Genomic DNA, 232 nt, shown 5'->3' with positions numbered 1-232 from the left:
CCAGAGCGCCCACCAGCCCCCAGATCTTCAACTGGTCCGCCAGTTCCTTCATCGACCAGAGCGGCGGTTTTTCTGCCGCCAGAAAATAGCCCAATCCGCCGGAAAGGGACCCTCCGACGACAATGCCGTACGCGATAAAAAAGGTAAGAATCACCTGAGACATGCCTTCATTCCTCCCGACTTGGCAGCGTATGCTTATCCCTACGCCGCTTGTCAGGCAAATATGAAGAGG

Annotated in this window: 1 protein-coding gene; it reads right to left on the bottom strand. The window is 55.6% G+C overall.

Annotation, left to right across the window (positions count from 1 at the left end; genetic code table 11):
- Window positions 1-163: YtrH family sporulation protein (locus LD028_RS09575; protein ID WP_237811682.1), on the bottom strand; the 163-nt coding region annotated here is incomplete at its 3' end.
- Window positions 164-232: the final 69 nt, after the last annotated feature.

Source organism: Anoxybacillus sp. LAT27, from assembly GCF_022030075.1.
Taxonomy (GTDB): domain Bacteria; phylum Bacillota; class Bacilli; order Bacillales; family Anoxybacillaceae; genus Anoxybacillus; species Anoxybacillus kestanbolensis.
This window is presented reverse-complemented; position numbering and strand designations above follow the sequence as displayed.